General features: G+C 68.2%; 21 protein-coding genes. 14 read left to right on the forward strand and 7 right to left on the reverse strand.

The window, feature by feature from the left end; all coding sequences use genetic code 11:
- Positions 1-6 precede the first annotated feature (6 nt).
- Both LX13_RS01780 and LX13_RS01785 read right to left on the reverse strand, forming a co-directional pair.
- On the reverse strand, positions 7-576 hold the full coding sequence (locus LX13_RS01780; RefSeq protein WP_253659597.1) for a GNAT family N-acetyltransferase: 570 nt from the start codon (positions 574-576) through the stop codon (positions 7-9).
- Entirely contained in the window at positions 570-1,583 is a 1,014-nt protein-coding gene (locus tag LX13_RS01785) for a patatin-like phospholipase family protein (protein WP_253659598.1), read from the reverse strand. The genes LX13_RS01780 and LX13_RS01785 overlap by 7 nt, the downstream gene beginning before the upstream one ends.
- Before the next feature lie 113 nt (positions 1,584-1,696).
- Here LX13_RS01785 and LX13_RS01790 point away from each other — a divergent pair, with 113 nt between their 5' ends.
- The 8 genes from LX13_RS01790 to LX13_RS01825 all read left to right on the forward strand — a co-directional run bounded on the left by LX13_RS01790 (position 1,697) and on the right by LX13_RS01825 (position 10,053).
- Positions 1,697-3,145 (forward strand): glycosyltransferase 87 family protein, encoded by a 1,449-nt coding sequence (locus LX13_RS01790; RefSeq protein WP_253659599.1) that lies wholly within the window; start codon positions 1,697-1,699, stop codon positions 3,143-3,145.
- Positions 3,146-3,272: 127 nt separating this feature from the next.
- The gene (locus LX13_RS01795) at positions 3,273-3,980 is read left to right on the forward strand and encodes an SDR family NAD(P)-dependent oxidoreductase (RefSeq protein ID WP_253659600.1); all 708 of its coding nucleotides are present in this window, start codon (positions 3,273-3,275) and stop codon (positions 3,978-3,980) included.
- A gap of 48 nt (positions 3,981-4,028) precedes the next feature.
- The gene (locus LX13_RS01800) at positions 4,029-4,649 is read left to right on the forward strand and encodes a LysE family translocator (protein ID WP_253659601.1); all 621 of its coding nucleotides are present in this window, start codon (positions 4,029-4,031) and stop codon (positions 4,647-4,649) included.
- 90 nt (positions 4,650-4,739) lie between these two features.
- On the forward strand, positions 4,740-5,585 hold the full coding sequence (locus LX13_RS01805; protein WP_253659602.1) for a nitrilase-related carbon-nitrogen hydrolase: 846 nt from the start codon (positions 4,740-4,742) through the stop codon (positions 5,583-5,585).
- Between the two features lie 32 nt (positions 5,586-5,617).
- The gene (hydA, locus tag LX13_RS01810) at positions 5,618-7,039 is read left to right on the forward strand and encodes a dihydropyrimidinase (protein WP_253659603.1); all 1,422 of its coding nucleotides are present in this window, start codon (positions 5,618-5,620) and stop codon (positions 7,037-7,039) included.
- Positions 7,040-7,091: 52 nt separating this feature from the next.
- Complete coding sequence (locus tag LX13_RS01815) at positions 7,092-8,132, forward strand: TIGR03842 family LLM class F420-dependent oxidoreductase (RefSeq protein ID WP_253659604.1); 1,041 nt, start codon at positions 7,092-7,094, stop codon at positions 8,130-8,132.
- 30 nt (positions 8,133-8,162) lie between these two features.
- On the forward strand, positions 8,163-9,524 hold the full coding sequence (locus tag LX13_RS01820) for an aspartate aminotransferase family protein (RefSeq protein ID WP_253659605.1): 1,362 nt from the start codon (positions 8,163-8,165) through the stop codon (positions 9,522-9,524).
- A 70-nt stretch (positions 9,525-9,594) separates the two neighbouring features.
- Positions 9,595-10,053: a VOC family protein gene (locus tag LX13_RS01825; RefSeq protein ID WP_253659606.1), complete on the forward strand. Its 459-nt coding sequence runs from the start codon at positions 9,595-9,597 to the stop codon at positions 10,051-10,053.
- Positions 10,054-10,060: 7 nt separating this feature from the next.
- On the opposite strand, the gene soxR is transcribed toward LX13_RS01825, so the two are convergent.
- Together soxR and LX13_RS01835 are read right to left on the reverse strand one after the other, a co-directional pair.
- On the reverse strand, positions 10,061-10,516 hold the full coding sequence (gene soxR, locus LX13_RS01830; protein WP_253659607.1) for a redox-sensitive transcriptional activator SoxR: 456 nt from the start codon (positions 10,514-10,516) through the stop codon (positions 10,061-10,063).
- A 43-nt stretch (positions 10,517-10,559) separates the two neighbouring features.
- Positions 10,560-10,895 carry a hypothetical protein gene (locus tag LX13_RS01835; RefSeq protein ID WP_253659608.1) on the reverse strand — a complete coding sequence of 112 codons (336 nt, stop codon included), beginning with the start codon at positions 10,893-10,895 and terminating at the stop codon, positions 10,560-10,562.
- Between the two features lie 405 nt (positions 10,896-11,300).
- On the opposite strand from LX13_RS01835, the gene LX13_RS01840 reads away from it, so the two are divergent.
- The 5 genes from LX13_RS01840 (at position 11,301) to LX13_RS01860 (ending at position 17,568) form a co-directional block, all read left to right on the forward strand.
- Complete coding sequence (locus LX13_RS01840) at positions 11,301-11,714, forward strand: hypothetical protein (protein ID WP_253659609.1); 414 nt, start codon at positions 11,301-11,303, stop codon at positions 11,712-11,714.
- Between the two features lie 137 nt (positions 11,715-11,851).
- The gene (locus LX13_RS01845) at positions 11,852-13,402 is read left to right on the forward strand and encodes an HNH endonuclease signature motif containing protein (RefSeq protein ID WP_301300456.1); all 1,551 of its coding nucleotides are present in this window, start codon (positions 11,852-11,854) and stop codon (positions 13,400-13,402) included.
- 91 nt (positions 13,403-13,493) lie between these two features.
- A complete protein-coding gene (locus LX13_RS01850; protein WP_253659610.1) occupies positions 13,494-14,831 on the forward strand; it encodes an MFS transporter in 1,338 nt (445 codons plus the stop codon).
- A 45-nt stretch (positions 14,832-14,876) separates the two neighbouring features.
- Positions 14,877-15,191, forward strand: a complete 315-nt coding sequence (locus LX13_RS01855) for a hypothetical protein (RefSeq protein ID WP_253659611.1) — start codon at positions 14,877-14,879, stop codon at positions 15,189-15,191.
- Between the two features lie 106 nt (positions 15,192-15,297).
- Positions 15,298-17,568: a DUF2254 domain-containing protein gene (locus LX13_RS01860; RefSeq protein ID WP_253659612.1), complete on the forward strand. Its 2,271-nt coding sequence runs from the start codon at positions 15,298-15,300 to the stop codon at positions 17,566-17,568.
- Here LX13_RS01860 and LX13_RS01865 read toward each other — a convergent pair.
- Complete coding sequence (locus LX13_RS01865) at positions 17,502-18,896, reverse strand: aminotransferase-like domain-containing protein (RefSeq protein ID WP_253659613.1); 1,395 nt, start codon at positions 18,894-18,896, stop codon at positions 17,502-17,504. The two genes, LX13_RS01860 and LX13_RS01865, sit on opposite strands and share 67 nt — an antisense overlap.
- Here LX13_RS01865 and LX13_RS01870 point away from each other — a divergent pair.
- Positions 18,895-19,893, forward strand: coding sequence for a DMT family transporter (locus tag LX13_RS01870; RefSeq protein WP_253659614.1), 999 nt, complete (start codon positions 18,895-18,897; stop codon positions 19,891-19,893). The genes LX13_RS01865 and LX13_RS01870 overlap by 2 nt on opposite strands.
- On the opposite strand, the gene LX13_RS01875 is transcribed toward LX13_RS01870, so the two are convergent.
- Together LX13_RS01875 and LX13_RS01880 are read right to left on the reverse strand one after the other, a co-directional pair.
- A complete protein-coding gene (locus LX13_RS01875) occupies positions 19,838-20,071 on the reverse strand; it encodes a hypothetical protein (protein WP_253659615.1) in 234 nt (77 codons plus the stop codon). The two genes, LX13_RS01870 and LX13_RS01875, sit on opposite strands and share 56 nt — an antisense overlap.
- A gap of 169 nt (positions 20,072-20,240) precedes the next feature.
- Entirely contained in the window at positions 20,241-21,536 is a 1,296-nt protein-coding gene (locus LX13_RS01880) for a S8 family peptidase (protein ID WP_253659616.1), read from the reverse strand.
- Positions 21,537-21,695 lie beyond the last annotated feature (159 nt).

Consider the following 21,695-nt stretch of genomic DNA (forward strand, 5'->3'; position numbering starts at 1 on the left):
ACCGGATCACCGCGTGGCCGCCACCGGCCGGTCGAGTCGCAGGATGTGGTGGGCGGGATCGTCGATCGGATTGTCGGGCGTGAGGTCTCCACTCGCGACGATGCGGAAGCCCGCCTTCTCCAGCGCCCGCCACGACCGCCGGTTGGCGGCCACGACCGGCACCAGCAGCGTCTGTGCGTCGTCGCGGCGCTCGAAGGTGTCGGCGCTGACCGCCGCGATGACCGCGGGCCCGAGGCCGCGCCCGATCAGCTCCGGGACCCCGATGAGGTAATCGATCGTGTACGCGGTCGTGGGCACCGCCCCGATGATGGGCTCGAACTCGTGCAGGTATTCGGGGTAGTCGGCGATCCGGCACCGCTGCACGAGGCCGATCGGTGCACCGTCGAGCAGCACGACCAGGTTGTCACCGGGTTCGGCGCCGTCGATTCCCGACCCGAAATCGCGTTCGAGGGCGGCGGAGTCGAACTCCTGATGCCACCACCGCGCGACGTCCGGAGCCGCCAGCCACCGGGCGAGCGCACCGAAATCGTCACGCCTCAGGGGCCGGAACCCGATGTCGGGGTGAGCAGTCACCACCGACGGGATTGTTGCTCGTCGAGCGCGTGCTCGGTGAGCGATCGACCGAGTTCGATCATCTCCGTCGCCCGGTGGAAGTCCAGGCTGCGGATGGCGGTGCGCGGGACCTCGATGAGCACGTCCGGCGGGAACGCGGCCAGCTGGTAGCGGGCCAGTGCCTCTTGCATGATGTCGAGCGAGCGGTCCATGATCGTGAAGCGACTGAGCTTGCGCAGGGCCGAGTCGTCGGACGGCGAGGCGATCACGCGGGACTCCTGATCGGAGGTCTCCGCGACCGCGGCCACGCCGTCGGGATCCACCTCGGAGGCGTCTTCGGCGCCCGGGTCGCCTGCGAACCGGTCGACGATGGACTTGACGAAGTTCTGTTCCAGCAGCGGCGACGCGGTCCGCCGGATCATGTCCATCGCGCCGGGCACCGAGTGGTGCGGCTCGTGGCTCTCGGCGTCGATGCCGCCGGTGTCCGCTCCGAGGTCGACGCCGATGATGAGATCGGCGCCCGCCGCGGCCAGCGGTGCGATCGGAACCGGGTCGAGGATGCCGCCGTCGACCAGGACGCGACCGTCGAGGACGAACGGGGTGATGACACCGGGGATGGCGATCGACGCGCGGATCGCGGTGTCCACCGGACCTCGTTGGAACCACTTCGCGCGGCCGGCGGTGAGGTCGGTGGCGACCGCGGTGAACGGGATCGGGAGGTCCTCGATCTGCACCTCACCGAGGATCTCGCGCACCTTGTCGAGGATCTTGGCCGCGTGGATGACACCGGGTGCCGACAGGGAGACGTCCATCAGTCGCACCACGTCGAACTGGTTGAGCCCGGTGACCCAGGTCGTGTACTCCTCGAGTCGCCCCGCGGCGTGCAGGCCGGCGATGAGCGCACCCATCGAGGACCCGGCGATGGCGACGATCTCGTAGCCGCGTTCCTCCAGCACCTGCAGAACGCCGATGTGCGCGTACCCCCTGGCCCCGCCACTGCCGAGCGCCACCGCAACGGTTGTTGTGTTCACGCCGACCAGCCTACGAGCCGTCACCTCCCAGCAGTTCCGTGGGCACACCACACCGACTTCCCAGGCGAGTCGGACACGCTGGCTGCACCGACCACGTGTGAAAGAGGAATTCGATGGCCACCCCCGCCACCATCTCGACCGAGCCGCCGCAGCGCGACGCCCCCGACCCGACGGCGGCGTCGGCGGGCGGATCGCCCGCGCGCTCCCGCCTCATCCGAATCGGCGTGCTCGTCGTGATCGCCGCCGCGGCCCTCGGGTTGCGACTGATGTTCCTGGACAACCGGAGTCTGGACTTCACGGCGTTCCTCGACCGCTGGTACGACCACATCCGCGACAACGGCGGGTTCTCGGCGTTCAAGGAGTCCTTCGCCGACTACAACTACCCCTACCTGTATCTGATCGCGATCCTCACCTATCTGCACATTCCGGCGTTGATCGGGATCAAGGGCATCTCGATCGCGTTCGATTTCGTGTTGGCCGCCTTCGCCTACCGCATCGTCGGGATCCGCTATCCGGCGTTCTGGGTGCGCGCGCTGGCGTTCGGGATGATCCTGTTCCTGCCGACGGTTGTCGCGAACAGTTCGTACTGGGGCCAGGCCGACGGGGTCTACTCGGCGTTCGCGGTCGGCGGTGTGTACTTCCTGCTCCGGCGTCGGCCCTGGTTGGCGTGCATCTTCATCGGTCTGGCGCTCTCGTTCAAACTGCAGGCGATCTTCCTGATCCCCGTCGTGGCGTTCCTCGTGCTGCGTCGACACATCCCGTGGCGGTCGCTGCTCGCCATCCCGGCGGTGATGTTGGTCCTCGACATCCCGCCGTTGCTGGTGGGCGCTCCGATCAGCGAGGTGCTGTCGGTGTACGTGAGCCAGACCGGGTCGTACAAGCAGCTCACCCTCGGCGCACCGAATCTCTATCAGTGGATCTCGCTGGGCGGCAACGTCTCCTGGATCGCCTACGCCGGAATCGGGGTGGTCTGTGTGCTGACCGTCGCCGCGCTGCTCTACGCGCTGCGACGCAAGCCGGTGCTCGACGACACCATGATCCTGCTGGCGGTGACCACGAGCGCGCTCGTCGTCCCGTTCTTCCTGCCCGCCATGCACGAGCGCTACTTCTACATGGCCGAGGTGTTGACCGTGATCGTCGCGTTCTATCTGCCGATGCGGTACTGGATCATCCCGCTGCTCGTCCAGATCGCGTCGTTCGGAGGCTATTACGATTCGTTGACCGGTGACCAGGCCGGCGGTGGCGGGGGCCGCGGGTTCGGCGGGGCGCCGGGTCAGGGCGGTGGTCGTCCGACCGGTGGTCAGGGCGGACCCGGCATGCCCGGTGGCGGTCAGGGCGCGGTCGGTCAGCAGCCGGGCGGGCAGGGTGCCGGTCAGGGACCGGGCGGTCAGGGTGGCGGCGGGATGGGCGGATCACGTGGCGGCAGCAGTGGTTACAGCTCCGGACAGGGCGACACGTCGCTGCAGATCTACGCCGGCATCATGGGACTCGCGGTGCTGTCCCTGGTGTCGACGACGGTGCTGTGGTTCCGACGCGCGCACGAGGTCATCCGGCATCGGTAGCGGATCCTCCCGCCCAGCGGGATGAACGGCCACCGCTCCGGCGGATCCCGACCCGGTGTACCCGGACCACCGATCCCCGGATGAGCGCGTCCTGGCGGGTTCGGTGGATCGGGGCCACCATCGGGTCATGACGACAACACAGATTGCCCTCGTGACCGGAGCGAACAAGGGAATCGGCAAGCAGACCGCGACCGAACTGGCGGACCTCGGGTGGACGGTGTGGCTGGGATGTCGCGACGTCGCCCGCGGGGAGGCGGCCGTCGCCGAGATCGCCGATCACGGTGACGTGCGGTTCGTGCAGATCGACGTCACCGACGACGCGTCGGTGGCCGCGGCCATGACGACGATCGGTGATCGTCTCGACGTCCTCGTCAACAACGCCGGGATCTCCGGCGGACGGACGGCCCCGACCGACACCTCCCCCGATGATTTCCTACCGGTGTTCGGCGTCAACGTGCTCGGGCCGGTTCGCGTGACCGGCCACGCTCTGCCCCTGCTGCGTCGATCCGATCAGCCGCGGATCGTCAACGTGTCCAGTGGCCTCGGCTCGCTGCGTGCGACCACCGATCGCGACCGCATCGAGTTCACCATCGACGCCCTGGTGTACCCGTCGTCGAAGGCGGCGCTGAACATGATCACCGCCCAGTACGCGAAGGCGCTGCCCGACATCCAGGTGAACGCCGTCGACCCGGGCTACACCGCGACCGACCTGAACGGCAACAGTGGTCACCAGACCGTCGCCGAGGGGGCCGCACCGGTCATCGCGGCCGCGACCATCGGCGCCGACGGCCCCACCGGGGCATTCTTCGACGGGACCGGCGTCGTCGACTGGTGACCCACGGCGGTTGGGCGCGGCAGCGGCGGCGGCCTTATCGTGGCTCGCATGAACTGGGCCTCGTACGGTGCATTCCTCGCTCTGGCGGCGTTGCTGACGCTGCTGCCCGGACCCGACACCGCGGTCGCGATCAAGAACACCCTGCAGGGCGGACGACGTCGCGGTGGCTGGTGCCTGTTCGGGATCAGCACCGCCAACGTCGTGCAGAGCACCGCGGCCGCGGCCGGCCTCGGGGTGTTGATCGTGACGATCGAGCCGCTGTTCCTCACCGTGAAATATGTCGGTGCGGCCTACCTGCTGTTCCTCGCGTTCGGAGCACTGCGCAGCGCCCGCCGCGGAGAATACGACGACGACACCGCGGTGCGCGTCGGCTCGTCGTCGGCCATCGCGGGATGGCGCCAGGGGTTCGTGTCGAACATCTGTAACCCCAAGGTCATCGCGTTCTACCTGGCCGTGCTGCCACAGTTCCTCGGCAGCGACCCCAGCCTCGCCGCTATCGCCATCTACGCGGTGAGCTTCCCGATCATCGGTACCGCCTACCTCGGGTTGGTGATCTTCGGCGTCGACCGGGCACGAGAGATGTTCACCCGCAGGCGGATCCGTCGCACCATGGACGCCGTCACCGGCGCGGCCCTGGTGGCGTTCGGGCTGAGGCTCGCCACCGAGTGACCCGCTGATCCGGACGTGCCGCCGCGAGGTCGGTCATCGTTTTACCCGAATGCAATGCCGCAGAAACGCGATGGGGCGCAGAATCTGGGGATGAACGAGCAGACCGTTCGGGCCGCGATCGTCCAGACGTCGTGGACCGGTGACCGGGAGACGATGATCTCCGCGCACATCGACTACGCACGAGAGGCCGCGTTGCAGGGCGCGCAGATCATCGGCTTCCAGGAGGTGTTCAACGCGCCGTACTTCTGCCAGGTCCAGGAGGAGAAGTACTACGCGTTCGCCGAGGAGATCCCCGGCCCCACCACCGACACCTTCTGCGAGCTGGCGCGCGAGCTGTCGATGGTGATGGTCGTGCCGATCTACGAACGCGAACAGGGCGGGTTCCTCTACAACACCGCCGTGGTCATCGACGCCGACGGCACCCTGCTCGGCAAGTACCGCAAGCACCACATCCCGCAACTGCCCGGGTTCTGGGAGAAGTTCTACTTCCGCCCCGGCAACCTCGGCTGGCCGGTGTTCGACACCGCCGTCGGCAAGGTGGGCGTCTACATCTGTTACGACCGCCATTTCCCCGAGGGCTGGCGCGCACTCGGTCTCGCCGGCGCGCAGATCGTCTACAACCCCTCGGCCACCAGCCGCGGCCTGTCGAGCTACCTGTGGAAGCTCGAACAACCCGCATCGGCTGTCGCCAACGAGTACTTCGTCGCCGCGATCAACCGCGTCGGCGTGGAGGCGGAGTACGGCGACAACGACTTCTACGGAACCAGCTATTTCGTCGACCCCGAGGGGAAGTTCGTGGGCGAGGTCGGTTCCGACACCGACCCCGAGCTCATCGTGCGCGACCTCGACCTGGGCCTCATCGAGTCGGTGCGCAACCGGTGGGCCTTCTACCGCGACCGTCGCCCGGACGCCTACGGCCCGCTCACCGCCCCCTGACCTCCGCTCTCCTCGATCGAAGGGACACCCCAGTGCCGACGACGTTCATCCACGGCGGGACGGTGGTGTCGACCACCGGCGCGCAACCCCTCGACGTCCTGATCTCCGACGAGACCATCGTCGCGGTCATCGCGCCCGGATCCACCGTTCTCGGTGCCGATCTCGCGGCGAGCGCCGACCACTCCATCGACGCGACCGGGCGCTACGTGATCCCCGGCGGCATCGACGCGCACACCCACATGGAGATGCCGTTCGGCGGCACGTTCGCCTCGGACACCTTCGAGACGGGCACCCGCGCCGCGGCGTGGGGCGGCACCACGACCATCGTCGACTTCGCCGTGCAGAACCCGGGGATGCGGTTGCAGGACACCGTCGCCGCGTGGCACGAGAAGGCCGCGGGCAACTGCGCCGTCGACTACGGCTTCCATCAGATCATCGGCGGCGTCGACGACGACTCACTGAAGGCGATGTCCGAGCTCGTCAGCGAGGGCATCACGAGCTTCAAGTTGTTCATGGCCTACCCCGGTGTCTTCTACTCCACCGACGGCCAGATCCTGCGGGCGATGCAGTCCGCGGCCGAACTCGGCGCGCTGATGATGATGCACGCGGAGAACGGGATCGCGATCGATGTGCTGGTCGAGCAGGCCCTCGCCCGCGGTGACACCGACCCGATCTTCCACGGCACGTCGCGCGCCTGGCAGATGGAGGAGGAGGCCACCCACCGGGCGATCATGTTGGCCCACCTGACCAAGACGCCGCTCTACGTCGTGCACGTCTCGGCCAAGCAGGCCCTGGAACAGATCGCGACGGCACGGGGCAACGGGCAGAACGTCTTCGCCGAGACGTGCCCGCAGTATCTGTACCTGTCCCTCGAGGAGCAGCTCGGCGCACCGGGTTTCGAGGGCGCGAAATGGGTCTGCTCGACTCCGCTGCGTCCGCGGGCGGAGGGACACCAGGACGAACTGTGGCGCTACATCCGCACCGGCGACGTGACGACCGTGGCCACCGACCACTGCCCGTTCTGCATGAAGGACCAGAAGGACATGGGCGTCGGGAACTTCGCCAAGATCCCCAACGGCATCGGGTCGGTGGAACACCGGATCGATCTGATGTTCCAGGGCGTCAAGGACGGCAAGATCTCGCTGGAGCGCTGGGTGGACATCTGCTGCACGACACCCGCGCGGATGTTCGGCATGTACCCGCGTAAGGGCATCATCTCCCCCGGCGCCGACGCCGACGTCGTCATCTACGACCCGAACGGACACACCAGCATCGGCGTCGAGAAGACCCACCACATGAACATGGACTACTCCGCCTACGAGGGCTTCGAGATCGACGGCCACGTCGACACCGTCATCTCGCGCGGGCGTGTCATCATCGACGACGGCGCGTACCACGGCGCCAGGACCCACGGCTCGTTCGTCAGACGCGGCCTGTCACAGAACCTGATCTGACGGACACGAAACGCAGCGGAACTGGACCAGACGGCAGGTAGGGACCCAAGACATGGATTTCGGTGTTGTGCTGCAGTGCAATCCGCCTGCGTCGCGTGTGGTCGAGCTCGCGGTGCGGGCGGAGAACCTCGGATTCTCGCACGTGTGGACCTTCGACTCGCACCTGCTGTGGCAGGAGCCCTACGTCATCCACTCGGCGATCCTGGCGGCCACCCGCAAGGTGATCGTGGGTCCGATGGTGACCAATCCGGCCACCCGGGACCCGACGGTCACCGCGTCGACCTTCGCGACGCTCAACGAGATGTACGGCAACCGCACGATCTGCGGGATCGGTCGGGGCGACTCGGCGGTGCGGGCTCTGGGCGGTTCGCCGACGACGTTGGCGACGCTTCGCCAGTCGATCGAGGTCATCCGCGAGCTGGCCAACTCCCGCGCGGTCGACCACACCGGCAGCCGGGTCCGGTTGCCGTGGAGCACCGGGTCGTCGCTGGAGGTCTGGGTCGCCGCCTACGGCCCGAAGGCGTTGGCGCTCACCGGCGAGGTCGCCGACGGGTTCATCCTGCAGCTCGGCGATCCCGACATCGCCGCCTGGATGATCGAGAAGGTGCGGGCCGCGGCCGAGGCGGCCGGACGGGATCCGTCGACGGTCACGTTCTGCGTCGCCGCCCCCGCCTACGTCACCGCAGACGACTCCCCCGAGGCCCTCGCCCACGCGCGCGATCAGTGCCGCTGGTTCGGCGGCATGGTCGGCAACCACGTCGCCGACATCGTCACCCGCTACGGCACCGACTCCGACGTCCCCGCCGCGCTCACCGACTACATCGCCGGGCGCACCGGCTACGACTACAACCGGCACGGCCGGGTGGGCAACAGCCACGCCGACTTCGTCCCCGACGAGATCGTGGACCGCTTCTGCCTGATCGGGTCGGCGCAGACCCACGTCCGGCGGCTGGCCGAACTCCGCGACCTCGGCGTCGACCAGTTCTCGATCTACCTGCAGCACGACGCGAAGTCGTCGACGCTCGAGGCCTACGGCGAACGCGTCATGCCCGCGCTGGCCGATCAGGTGACCGCGATCGACACCGCGACATGAGCATCGCCGGCGACGGAGGACACTGGGACCATGGCTGACAATCACATCGACCCCGCGGCCGGAGCGCAGGTCCGCGCCGACGACCGCGCACACGTCTTCCACTCGTGGTCGGCCCAGGCCCACATCGATCCGGTGCCGATCGCCGGTGCGCAGGGATCGTGGTTCTGGGATTACGACGGCAACCGGTACTTCGACCTCGGCTCGCAGATGGTCAACGTCAACGCCGGACACGGACACCCGGCCATCGTCGAGGCGATCTGCGAACAGGCCAGGATCCTGCCCACCATCTCCCCGGCGTTCGGCAACGACGTGCGCGGCGAGCTGGCGCGGCTCATCGCCGAGCGGGCACCGGGTGACCTCGACAAGGTGTTCTTCACCAACGCCGGCGCCGAGGCCAACGAGCACGCGGTGCGGATGGCGCGGGTGGTCACCGGCCGCTCGACCGTGCTGTCGATGTACCGCTCGTACCACGGGGCGTCCGGGACCACGATCGGTCTGACCGGCGACCCACGACGCTGGCGCGCCGAACCGACGGGCGGCGACGTCGTCCGGTTCTTCGGTCCATACCCGTATCGCTCACCGTGGGCGACCGACTCGGTCGAGGCCGAGGCGGCCGCGGCGCTGGCGCATCTGCGGATGGTCGTCGAGCTGCAGGGACCGAACAGCATCGCCGCGATCATCATCGAGACGGTGATCGGCACCAACGGTGTACTGGTCCCGCCGCCGGGATACCTCGCGGGCGTCCGCGAACTGTGCGACGAGTACGGCATCATCTACATCGCCGACGAGGTCATGGTCGGGTTCGGACGTCTCGGGGAGTGGTTCGGCGTCAACGCCTTCGGGGTCACCCCGGACCTGATCACCTTCGCCAAGGGAGTCAACTCCGGCTACGTCCCGCTCGGCGGGGTGGTCATCGGATCGCGCGTGGCGCAGCACTTCGACGACGTGCCCTACCCGGGTGGTCTGACCTACAGCGGCCACCCGTTGGCGTGCGCCGCCGGCGTCGCGTCGATCAAGGCGTTCGAGGCCGACGGTGTCATCGACCGGGTCCGCGCCACCGGCGAGGACCTGATCCGGCCGACGCTGTCGAAGATCGCGGCGAACCACCCGTCGGTCGGCGAGATCCGCGGGATGGGGTTCTTCTGGGCCATCGAGCTCGTCCGCAACCCGGAGACCCGGGAGGGGCTGGTCCCGTTCAACGCCTCCGGCCCCGACGCGGCACCGATGGCCGAGCTGATCGCGGCGTGCAAGGCCAAGGGCGTGTGGCCGTTCACGCACTTCAACCGGATCCACGTCGCGCCACCGCTGACCACGTCCGACGACGAACTGACCGATGCTCTGGCGGTCATCGACGAGGTGCTCGACCTCGCGGATGCGCACGTGGTGTCGTAGCCGAAGCGATGAGTTCGGCCGCCGGGGCAGGTCTGTACCGTGAGCACCCACCCGCGTCCGAGGAGAAGTCATGGCATCGATCACCCCGTCCCTGTGGTTCAACGAGGATCTCGAGGAGGCGCTCGAGCTGTACACGTCGGTCTTCGGCGACGCTACGGTGCACGGGGTGAACCGGTCGTCGCCGGACGGCCCGCTGCTCTCGGCCGAGTTCGAGCTCGTCGGGCAACGGTTCATGGCACTGAACTATCCGTCGGACTTCCGGTTCACCGAGGCGGCCTCGCTGCTGATCTCCTGCACCGACCAGGCCGAGGTGGACCACTACTGGGATCAGCTCGTCGTCGGCGGCGAGGAATCGCAATGTGGCTGGCTCAAGGACCGATTCGGGCTGAGCTGGCAGATCGTCCCGAAGCGGCTGTACGAGTTGCTGTCCGACCCTGACCCCGCCCGCGCGAACGGCGCGATGCAGGCCATGTTGCAGATGCAGAAGATAATCGTCGCCGACCTCGAGGCCGGTGCCGACAACGCCTGAGGCCTCGTCAGATCTCGCGCGGCACCCGCAGGCGTGAGGCGCCGGGCCCGGTCGCGGCGGCGACGTCGTCGGGATTGAGCAGCTTGCAACTGCTCAACGACAGGCATCCGCAGCCCACGCACGAGCCCATCAGGTCACGCATGTGCTCGAGCAGTTCGATGCGCTCGTTGATGTCGTCGATCCACTGCTTCGACGCCTTCTCCCACATCCGCGGGGTCGGGGACTCGGTGGTGCCCAGAACCGCGAGCACCTCGCCGATCTTCGTCAGCGGGATACCCGCTGCCGCCGACGCCCGGATGAACGCCACCCGGCGCAACATCGCGCGGTGGTAGCGGCGTTGGTTGCCCGAGGTACGACGGCTGAAGATGAGTCCCTTGTCCTCATAGAACCGCACCGCCGACGGTGCGACGCCGGCTCGCTGGGCCAACTCCCCGACGGTCAGTTCGACATTCTTCGGTGCCATGCGGAGCATGCTACGCCGACCTCAAGTTACATTGAAGTACCGATCAGCTCCGCATGGCGGTGACCAGGATGGCCGGGAAGATGTACGTCGCGATCAGTACGAGGATCCCCACGAGTGGGATGACGACCGACACCCGATCGCAGTAGTACGCCCTGCACGCCACACCGACGGTCACGGCGATGATGATCGGTCCGCCGATCGCGACCGCGCCGCTGCCGACGAGCATCGCGCCGAGAGACGTCGGATCGCGCGCCCAGTCGGAACTCGGGATCATCAGCCGAACAAAGAGCGCGCACTGCATCATGACCAGCACCGCGGTGGCCACCCGGTCAGCGATGTTCCAACCACTCGAATTCGACGTTGCGTTCTCCACCATCATGATGCCGCCTCTGGTTCGTCAACTCGCCGCGGTGTGCGGTGTCGAACTCTTGGATGCACAGACAACCCGCGAATGTTCCCGGTCGCTCTCAGATACGTGCTGACTGTGTGGAAAGCGCCATCGAGTGTGCTGACAGCGTCACGCGAGAAGCGCTGCAAAACAACGCACACTCGATGCGCGCTTTCCGCACCGTCAGCGGCTTGTCACCACCAGAGCCCATGTCCAGGGCGCCCGAACCTTGTAGCCTGGCCCCAGCGCTGATCGCACAGCCACCCGAGCCGAAGCAGGCACCCGCGTTGTCTGCCCGGCGTTGATGGGCAAGGTCCGTAGGATCTGCGAGCTGGTCCATCGCCGTCGAGCTCAGTGCGACATCAAGCGCGGGTAGTCGCACGGAGTGGAAAACCAATGACCGAATGTTTCGCCGAGAAGCGGGCCGCACGAACCTATGCGCTCGAAAACGGGGTCTCATACCGAACCGGACTTGCCGCCGTTCGCAGCCGGCGCGCCGCCGCCGAGGGAGCGCCGTACGCTCGACGGCTCCTCATCGAAGCGGTGGAGGGGTGCGGAATCCGACACTGGGCGCGCGTCGATGAGTGGGATGGCGGCGACCAGGCGACCATCACCGATGGCGGCGGAGAGTCCTATCGCCTGACCGTCGCCGATCTGGCGCCGGCCGTGGCGGACTACCGAGACGCCGGCGCGATAGACCACCCGCTCGATGTCGACAGCTACCTCGCCGACGAGATCATCCAGGTCATGCTCTTCGGCTGTGTCATCTACCGGAGCGAAGTCCGAAAGCGGCCGGCGATGGTTGCGTGACCGCATCGCACTCTCGCCGGACCTCCGATGACAGTATTCGAACACGTGTTCGAATTATGTGGTAGCGTGGTGGTGTAGCCGCGCCTGGGGAGGAGTGCTTCGTGACCGATACCGATACGACCGATACCGTGTCTGTGTTGGAGGCGAATTATGCTGCGCTCGAACAGCTCCTGGACGAGATCGCGGCGGGGTCGTCGGATGCGTGTGGTGATGCGGTGGTCGCGGAGTTGGCCGAGCGGCATGAGCGGGTGGTGCGGCGGATGGAATCGATCGGTAACCGTCGGATCCTGGATGTGTCGGATCGGGACGCGTTCCGGGTGTCGGGGTCGAAGAACCTGACCGATTACTGCTCGACCCGGTTACGGATCACCCGTCCCCGCAGACGGTTACGCGCCGTGCAGCATTTGGAGTCGATGCATTCGATGACCGGCGGGCTCCTCCCGCCCCGGGCCCCGAACACCGCCGCAGGCCTGGCCGACGGGCACCTCGGTGCCGAGCATGCCGATGCGATCCTCGACGTACTCGCGAAAGTCCCCGCCGCGGTCGACCCCGCCGAGACAGCGAAAGCCGAAACCGCCCTCGCCACCGAAGCCCGCCGGCTGACCCCACGGGAGATCACCCAGCTCGGGGTCCGGATCCTGGCCTACCTCGACCCCGACGGCACCCTGACCGACGACCGTGACCGCGCCCGCCACCGCAAACTGTCGCTCGGATCCCAGGACGCGCAGTTGATGTCGACACTGGCGGGGACCCTCGATCCGACGACGCGGGCACTGTTCGAGGTGGTGCTCGCGGCGTGGGCGGCACCCGGGATGAACAACCCCGACGACGAGTCCTCTCCGCGCGGAGACCACGCCGACATCGACGCCAACCAGCTACGTGAGGCCGCTGATCGGGATTCGCGGTCGGTGGCGCAACGCAACCACGACGCGTTGACGGCGATACTGCAATGCGCAGCCGACGGCGGCCTCCTCGGCGCGTCGCACCGAGGGCTGCCACCGCACATCATCATCTCCATCACCGAACAACAGCTCCGCGAACGGGCCGGGGTCGCAAACACCGCGACCGGCACCGATCTGCCCATCAGCGACGTCCTCACCCTCGCCGCGAAAGCGCAGATGCATCTCGCGGTGTTCGACGACCACACCGGCGAACCACTGTTCCTCGGACGCGCCCACCGCCTGGCATCCCAAGCCCAACGATTCATCCTCTTCGCCCAATACGGGGGATGCGGGGCAGCCGACTGCCCCACCCCGTTCGCACACAGCGAAATCCACCACGCCGACAAAGACTGGGCCGACGGCGGCACCACCGACGCCGACAAACTCGCCCCCGCGTGCGGACCCCACAACCGGGCCGTCGGACCCAAACCCGACCAATGGACCACCGAGAAAATCACCACCGGCCCCGACCGCGGCCGCTACGGCTGGCGCCGCAACACCGACCCACCCGACCAACTCCACGCCAACCACCGACACCGCATCCGCGACCTCCTCGACCAACACCGCACCCACACCGGTGACGATGCCCCGCGGGATGAAGACGCCGGCACCACGTCAACCGAAGTGCCGCCGCCAACGGTCACCATCAGCGAGATCGAGCACCGACAGGCACTACGCCTCGTCGAGCGAATTCCTCGGCGCGCCGTCGATGTGACCTTCTCGCGGCACACGGTCATCTACGCGTGATGGGATGCGGGGTCATACGCCCGGCTCACCCTGCACCCACCTGGACCAGAGTCATTAGTCTGTCGAAGTGACTGATCTTCATGCTCCCGCGGTGAGCGTCGCAGCGCGCCTCGACCGCTTGCCGATCGTGCGTGCGCACTGGGTGGCGACCGGCGTCATCGGGCTCGGCCTGTTCTTCGACCTCTACGAGAACTTTCTGGCCGCGACCATCTCGTCAGTGCTCAAGACCGACCTCGACCTGAGCCGGACCGAGCTGAACCTGCTCCTCGGATCGGCGTTCGTGGGCCAGTTCCTGGGTGCCGCCGTGATGGGTCGCTACGCCGATCGGGTGGGTCGACGCCGGGCGTTCATGATCAACCTGGCCGTGTACTCGCTGTTCTCGCTGCTCGGTGCGTTCAGCCCCAACGCGACGTTCCTGGTCATCACGCGCTTCATCGCCGGCATCGGGATCGGCGCCGAGTTCGCACTGGCCGACTCGTACCTGTCCGACCTGCTGCCGAAGAACATGCGAGGCAAGTTCATCTCCTGGGCCTACACGGTCGCGTTCCTCGGCGTCCCCACCGTCGGTCTGCTGGCGCGGTGGCTGGTGCCGCTCCAACCATTCGGCGTCGACGGCTGGCGGTGGCTGTTCGTGTTCGGCGGCATCGGGTCGTTTGCGGTGTGGCTGGTCCGGCGGGGCCTGCCGGAGTCGCCGCGCTGGCTGGAGACGCAGGGCCGTCACGACGAAGCCGACGAGATCTGCCGACGGTTCGAGCAGCAGGCCATCGACGCCGGCCACGTCCTGGCCGATCCTGATCCGCACCTGCAGATCACGCCGATGAAGAAGGTCTCGCCGACCGCCCTGTTCCGCGCGCCGCTGACCCGTCGCACCACCATGCTCTGGATCCTGTCGGTCCTCGAGGTCTTCGGGTACTACGGGTTCGGCACACTCGCGCCCATCATCCTGCTGGACAAGGGGTTCGACCTCGTCACGTCGCTGGGTTTCGTCGCGGCGACCTACATCGGCTATCCGCTCGGATCCGTTCTCGCCATACCGATCGTCGAACGCGTCGAACGCAAGTGGCTGGTGATCTCCTCGGCCGGACTGATGGCCGCGTTCGGACTCTGGTTCGGGTTCGCCGACGCCGCGTGGGCGATCGTCGTGTCCGGCGTGCTGTACACGATGGCATCGAACCTGTTCTCCAACGCGTATCACGTCTACCTCGCCGACTCCTACCCCACCGCGATCCGGGGAACCGCTGCGGGCGCGGCGTATTCGCTGTCGAAACTGGCCACCGGCATCCTGCCGTTCATCCTGCTGCCGTTCCTCGACGCCAACGGATCGGGCGCGGTGTTCGCGCTCGTCGCCGTCGCGATGGTCGCCCTGATGGTCAACGTCGCCGTCCTGGGCCATCGCAGCACCGGGTTGTCCGCCGACGCGACGGTGTAGTCCTCGGGAGCGCAGCGCAGCCGTTTGACGAGGCCCGTGACCCCGATGGATGCTGGAGACATCAGCACTCAGGAGCCCGATCCCACGTTTCGTCAGGCGGCGACCTACGCAGTCACCGTCATCGTTGTCGCTGCGTTGTTCCTCGGCATCGGTGCCGCTCTCTACGACCCGGTACCGCTCGTGATCATCATCGTGTTCCCGCTCCTGGTTCTCGCCGGTGCGGTCGGTGCCCTGTGGTGGACCTTCCGCACCTGGCAGGCCAAGGGCCGTTGGCAGATCTGGCAGGGTGCGAGCTGGTTTCTGCTCGCCCTGTTCCTGATCTCGCTCGGCGGGACCGGCAGCGCTCTGCTCGACCGCTGAGCCTTCACCCCCGGATCTCTCGGCCCCCGCGCCACCGACCGCCGATTCCCGTCACGGACATCGGCGCTGCGATATACCGTTCTCCCACGTACACAGGAGACTCGCGATGTCGCACTGGTTCACCGAGAGATTCATCGACACGGGCCGACTGCCCATATTCTTTCTCCTCGTCGCCTTCGTCCTGACCTTCCTCTTCATCCGCTTCAGCGTCCGGATGATCCGGGCCCAGGTGTCCTGGTGGCCGGGCAACGTCACCCCGGGCGGGATGCACATCCACCACGTGATCTTCGGCCTGGTGTTCATGCTGCTCTCGGGGTTCGGACTGGTCGTGCTCTCCGACGAACAGACCCCGGTGGCCAATTGCGTCCTCGCCGCGGTCTTCGGCATCGGGACGGCGCTCGTGCTCGACGAGTTCGCGCTCGTCCTGCACCTGCGCGACGTCTACTGGGCCGAGGAGGGACGCTCGTCGATCGACGCGGTGTTCGTGGCGGTCGCCATCGTCTCGCTGTTCCTGTTCGGCATCCGCCCCATCGGTTTCGACGGCGACGTCGGCGAGCTCCGCGAGGACCATTCGATCGCGGCAATCGTCGCGACGTCGATCTGGTTGGCCGTCGAACTCGGCCTGGCGGTGATCACCGTACTCAAGGGCAAGCTGTGGACCGGACTCGTCGGCCTGTTCATCGTTCCGCTGCTGATCGTCGGCGCGATCCGGCTGAGCCGTCCCGCCGCTCCGTGGGCGCGCTGGCGGTACGCGCGCAACCCGGGTAAACGCAGTCGGTCGCTGGCGCGCGAGGAACGCTTCCGCGAACCCATGGTGCGGGCCAAGATCGTTGTGCAGGAGTCGATCTCCGGAAGTTTCGGGCTGCCGGAGGTGACCACCCCGGCGAGTGTCGGCACCCCACCGCCGATCCCCGCCCTCGACGACTCCACCCCGCGGCCACCGCACCGACTCGCGACGGCGATCGCGTGGCAACGCACCCGACGGCGGCTCCGGCCGGTACCGATCTGGCGCCTGCCCCTGACCCTGGTCGCGCTCGCGGTGATCGCGTCGGTGGCGCTCGACACCGCCGACGACCAGTTCACCGTCGACGGCATCGACGGCGGCGCCCTGGCCACCCTGCTCAGCGTCATCGCAGGCGCGATGATCACCCTGACCGCGCTGGTGTTCACCGCCATCACACTGGCGATGCAGTTCGGGGCCACCCAGATCTCGGTGCGGGTCATCCCGATGTTGCAGCAGGACCGCACCATGCGCGCATCGATCGGCGTATTCCTGGCCACCTTCGTCTTCGCTCTGGGCATCGCCCTGGAGATCGCGATCGGCGGCCAACCCGGCACCGACAAGGTCGAGGCGCCACTGGTGTCCACGGCGATCGCGATGATCCTGACGCTGATCAGCGCGGTGATGTTCGTGATGCTGGTCGCCAAGGTGGGCAACGTCCTCAACTCCGAGCGCCTGTTGCGGTGGATCGCCGCCGAGGGCCACCGCGCGATCCTGCGGCGCTATCCCGAAGCGCCCGCCGACACCGAGCCGCACGAGCCGCCGGCTGACACAGCAGCGCCGCCGGAGTCGTCGGTCGATGTCGACGCGGCGGGGGTGATCGTGGTGCGGCTGCGACAGGTCCCCGCGCACGGCCGAGTCCTGCTGGCTATCGACCTCGCCCGGATCCAGCGACTGGCCACCCGCTGGGAGGTGTCGGTGGCGATCGTGCCCGCCATCGGTGACTTCGTCCCGCACGACAGCCCGGTCTTCGAGGTCCGCGGCACACCGAGCGGACTGGCCCCGCACCAACATCCGGCGCATCAGCTGCAGGGCACGTTGATCTTCGGCGACACCCACCAACCGTCGGTGAGCCCGGTCGCTGCCCTGCAGTCGATCGTCGACGTCGCCTCCAAGGCGTTGTCGACGTCGGTGAACAACCCCGGGCTCGCGGTGCAGGCGCTCAACCACCTCGAGGATCTCCTGCTCGTGCTGGCGCCACGACTGCGCGCCGACACCGCCGCCACGGCGTTCTCGCGGATCACCGGCTACCAACGGTCCTGGACCGACTACGTGTCGATCGCGACCGACGAGATCCGGCAGTTCTGCGGCGGATCGATCCAGGTGCAACGACGCCTGCGAGGGTTGCTGACGACCCTGATCGACAACTGCCCCGAGTCGCAGCACCCGCCGCTGACCGAACGGCTTGCTGCGCTCGACATCCGCAGCACGACCGAGTGGGACTCACCGCTCGACCGGCGCCTGGCGAGCGCCTCGGACTCCCAGGGCCTCGGGTCGGAGTCGGGCAACCGTCGCGGACCGGCGGTGGCTCACCCCAGCAGTGACTGCATCACACCTGCGGCCTCGGCGAACCTGCTCGGATCCGAACTGCCGTAGTTGAGTCGGATGTGTGGCCCGGACACGTCGGCCGGGAACCACTCCGCGCCCGGTGAGATCGACACCCCGCGGGTCAGCGCGCGGGCCGCGTAGGTCTCGGCGTCGGCGTCCTCGGGCAGTCGCAGCCACAGGTTCAACCCGCCGCGCGGAACGTGGGTGAGCTCGAGGTCGGGTGCATGTTCGGCGACACTGCGCACCAACAGATCCCGACGTTCGGTGAGCTCGCGGCGTAGTCGGGTGCAGTGGGTGCGCCACGACGGCCGGGTCACCACGTCCAGCGCCGCCTGCTGCAGCAGCGGCGAGACGTAGAGGTCGTTGACGGCCAGCGCATTGGCGATCCGGTTGCGGGCCGGCCCACGCGCCACCACCGCGGCCACCCGGAGCGTCAACGACGCGCTCTTGGTCAGCGACCGGATGTAGACGACGTGACCGTCGCCGTCGGCCGTCGCCAGCGGGACCGGGGTCTCGTCGATGGCGAAGTCGTGTGCCCAGTCGTCCTCGACGAGAAACGCCCGCCGCGACCGGATCACGTCGAGGATCTCACGACGATCGGCCGGATTCCATAGCGCCCCGGTGGGATTGGCGAAGTTGGGTTGGGCGTAGAACAGCCGCGCACCCGAGGACCGCAGGGCGTCGTCGAGATCCTCCGGGCGTGGCGCCCCGGTGGTCCGCGCCACCGGCACGATGACCAGTCCGGCCTGGCGGGCGGCGGTGATCGCACCCCAGTAGGTCGGCGACTCCATGACGATCGGCTCGCCCGGGCCGGCCAGCGCACGGAAGACCGTGGACAGCGCGCTCTGACCGCCGGAGGTGATCACCGCGTCGGAGTCGCGCCACGCGTCGTCGACGACACCGGTGAGCTCACGGACGAACCACGCCCGCAGCTCGCTGACCCCGGCGATCGGCGGCCGTTCGAAACTGCGGTCCTCCCGGATGGCCTTGGCCAGCGCCGAGCGCACCTCCCGCATCGGCATCAACGACATGTGCGGGTAGCCGCCGTGCAGGGCGATGGTCTCGCGGTCGACGCCGCGCAGCGACGAGCCCACCGGCGATGCACCACTGCGCTCCGGACCGAGACTGGTGGTCTGCCAGTCGACGTCGGCGGTACGACGGGTGCGCGGACGGTGCACGACGAAGTTGCCTGCGCCGGGGCGGGTCTCGACCAGTCCGTCGGCCACCAGGGTGGCGATCGCGCGCTGCACCGTCACCGGCCCGGCGGTGAAGCGTTCGGCCAGGATGCGCGTGGACGGCAACCGGCTCCCCGGTGACGAGTCGGCCACCAGGGAACGGAGGTGACCCGCGATCCGACTACTGCTATCGTTCGACATGAGTAGCAACGATAGCGCTTTCGTCAGGTCTGGGACACCGCTTTCCCCGCGGTCCGGTGTCTGGTTCGGGTTCCTCGGCGTGCTGGCCTTCTCCTTCACCGTGCCGTTCACCCGTGTGGCGGTCGGCGCACTCGACCCGCTCTTCGTCGGCACCGCTCGCGCGGTGGTCGCAGGCGTGCTCGCGATGATCGCTCTCGCCGTCTGCCGGGTGCGGTTCCCGAGCCGGTCCCAGGTCGGCCGTCTCGTCGTCGTGGCGATCGGCATCGTGGCCGGGTTCCCCGTGCTCACCTCGTTGGCCCTGACCACCACCACCGCCGCCCACTCCGCGGTCATCATCGGACTGTTGCCTGCCATCACCGCGGCCACCGTCGTGATGCGCACCGGGGAGCGGCCCGGACGCCGGTTCTGGATGTTCAGCATCGCCGGTGCCTGCGCGGTCGTCGGTTACTCGCTCGTCGCGCACGGTTCGCTGGGCAGCCCGACCGTCGGTGACCTCTACCTCGTCGGGGCGGTGGTGCTCGGTGCGCTCGGGTACTCCGAGGGCGGGCTGCTGGCCCGCGAACTCGGCGCCTGGCAGACGGTGAGCTGGGCGCTGGTCGTCGCGTTCCCGGTCATGGCGACCGCCACCGTCGTCGTCGCGGTCATCTCGCCGCCGCACGCGAGCCCGGCGCAGTGGTCGGCCTTCGCCTACCTGGGCGTGGTCAGCATGTTCTTCGGCTTCTTCGCCTGGTACCGGGGACTGGCGGTCGGTCCGATGACGACGGTCAGTCAGACCCAGCTGATCCAACCGGTGCTGACCCTCATCTGGTCGGCCCTGCTCATCGGCGAGGCGATCACGGCGCCGTTGATCATCGGCGGCGTGGTGATCGTCGGATGCGCATGGGGCGCGGTGCGGAGCCGGATGGCCACGGCGACGACGGGATCCGTCGCCACCCCGGTGGTCACTGGATCGGCGAGTCCGGAGGCGCGGCGCGGAACACCGGTGCCTCTTCGATAGCGCCGACGCCCTGGATCTGCGACAACGCGGTGCGCCGATCGGCGGGCACGGTCCCGGAGATGATCCCGATCGCGGCGTGCACCCCGGTCACCTCGACCCCGCTCGCACGGACCGCGGCCACGACCTCGTCGATGGCCGCGAGGTGCGCGTCGTCGACGGTGATGGTGATCTCGGGCATGAGCCGCACTCTACGCCCGGTCGCGACCTCCGCCGAGCGTGCCGAAACAACCCCTCGACCGTGCCGAAATCACCTCCCGCCGGTGCCCGATCACAGGCCTGAGTGCACCGAGATCCCACAACGGCACGGTCGGCGCGTCGTTTCGGCACGGTCGGCGGCGGGGTCGCGGTCAGCGCGGAGCCTGCACCAGCCCTGCACCGACATCGGCGGCGGGGATGTCGAGGCGACGGGCCTCCTGGGTGAGCGTGGTCCACAGGTCTCGGCCACGCCGGCCGGTGGTCTGACACCACAGCGCGGCGATGCCCGCCACATGCGGTGTCGCCATCGAGGTCCCGCTGATCGTGTTGTACCGCGACGGGCTCGAGGCGAAGACCGGCCACGACGAGTAGACGTCGACACCCGGTGCCGCGATGTCGACGTTGCCGCCGTCGACGGGCGTGCTGCGCGCGGAGAACGAGGCGATCGCCGACGCGCCGTCGATCGCACCCACCGCGGCGATCGACGGGCTGTTCGCGGGGACACCGACAAAACCGGGATCCGACGGCCGGTTGGCGTTGTTGCCCGCCGCCGCGATGATGAGGGTGCCCGCGTCGAGGGCGCGGCGGCCGACGGTCTCGTACGCCTGCGACACCTCGCGGACGTCGGCGCCCAGCGACATCGACACGATGTGCACGCCGTTGGCCAGCGCCCAGTTCAGCCCGGCGAGGATGCCCGCGTCCGGCCCGCCCCCGTCGTTCCCGAGCACCTTGCCGACGTAGATCTCCGCACCGTGGGCGATGCCGTACCGCCGCCCGGTCGGCGGCGCGAGCGGACCACACGACGTCCCGACGCAGTGCGTTCCGTGGCCGTGGCCGTCCTGCGGCTGCTCGCCCGAGACGAAACTCTGCGCCGTGATCGACCGGCCGACGAAGTCGGGATGGGTGAGGTCCATACCGGTGTCGAGGACGGCGACCTTGACACCGGCGCCGGTCGCCGCGGACGTGGACACCCCGGTCGCGATGAGTCCCCAGGTGAACTGATCGGTGTCGACGATCGGACCGGCGTCGGTGGCCGAAGCGACTGCCCCACCGAGGCGTTCGGACAGATCGGTGACCCCGTCGCGGTATCCCCGCAGATAGTCCGGCGACGCACCGGTGGACCCGGCGGTGCGGATGCGTTGCACGCGTTCGGGTTCGATCGAACGGATCGCGCCGTCGACCGAGCACATGGCGTCGAGGGCGACGATCTGGTCGGCGTCGGCGTCGACCACCGCGACCCCGAGCTCGGCGAAGATGGTCGCCTGGGCCGAGCGGGTCTGTTCGATGTCGAGGGCCTGCCCCGCGAAGTCGGTCGTCGAGGCCACGCTCGTCATTCCGGCCACCTGACGCAGAGTGCTTGCATAGGTGGCACTTCCGTCGTTCGGGGCGAACACGACGATGCGCCGTCCGGTCCCGGTGTCGCCAGAGCGCTGGGTGTCGCCGATCATCGAATCTTCCTCCCGAGTGTCACATTCGCCGTCTGCGCATCACGCTACTTCGCGTGACTCATCAATCTATGCGCATACCGTAACCTCGCGCTCCGACATGTACCGGCCGTCGCCGGTCGAGTAGGTTGGTGACGATTCGACGACGTGAGGACAGCAAGA

Source organism: Williamsia maris (genome assembly GCF_024171815.1).
GTDB classification, from domain to species: domain Bacteria; phylum Actinomycetota; class Actinomycetes; order Mycobacteriales; family Mycobacteriaceae; genus Williamsia_A; species Williamsia_A maris.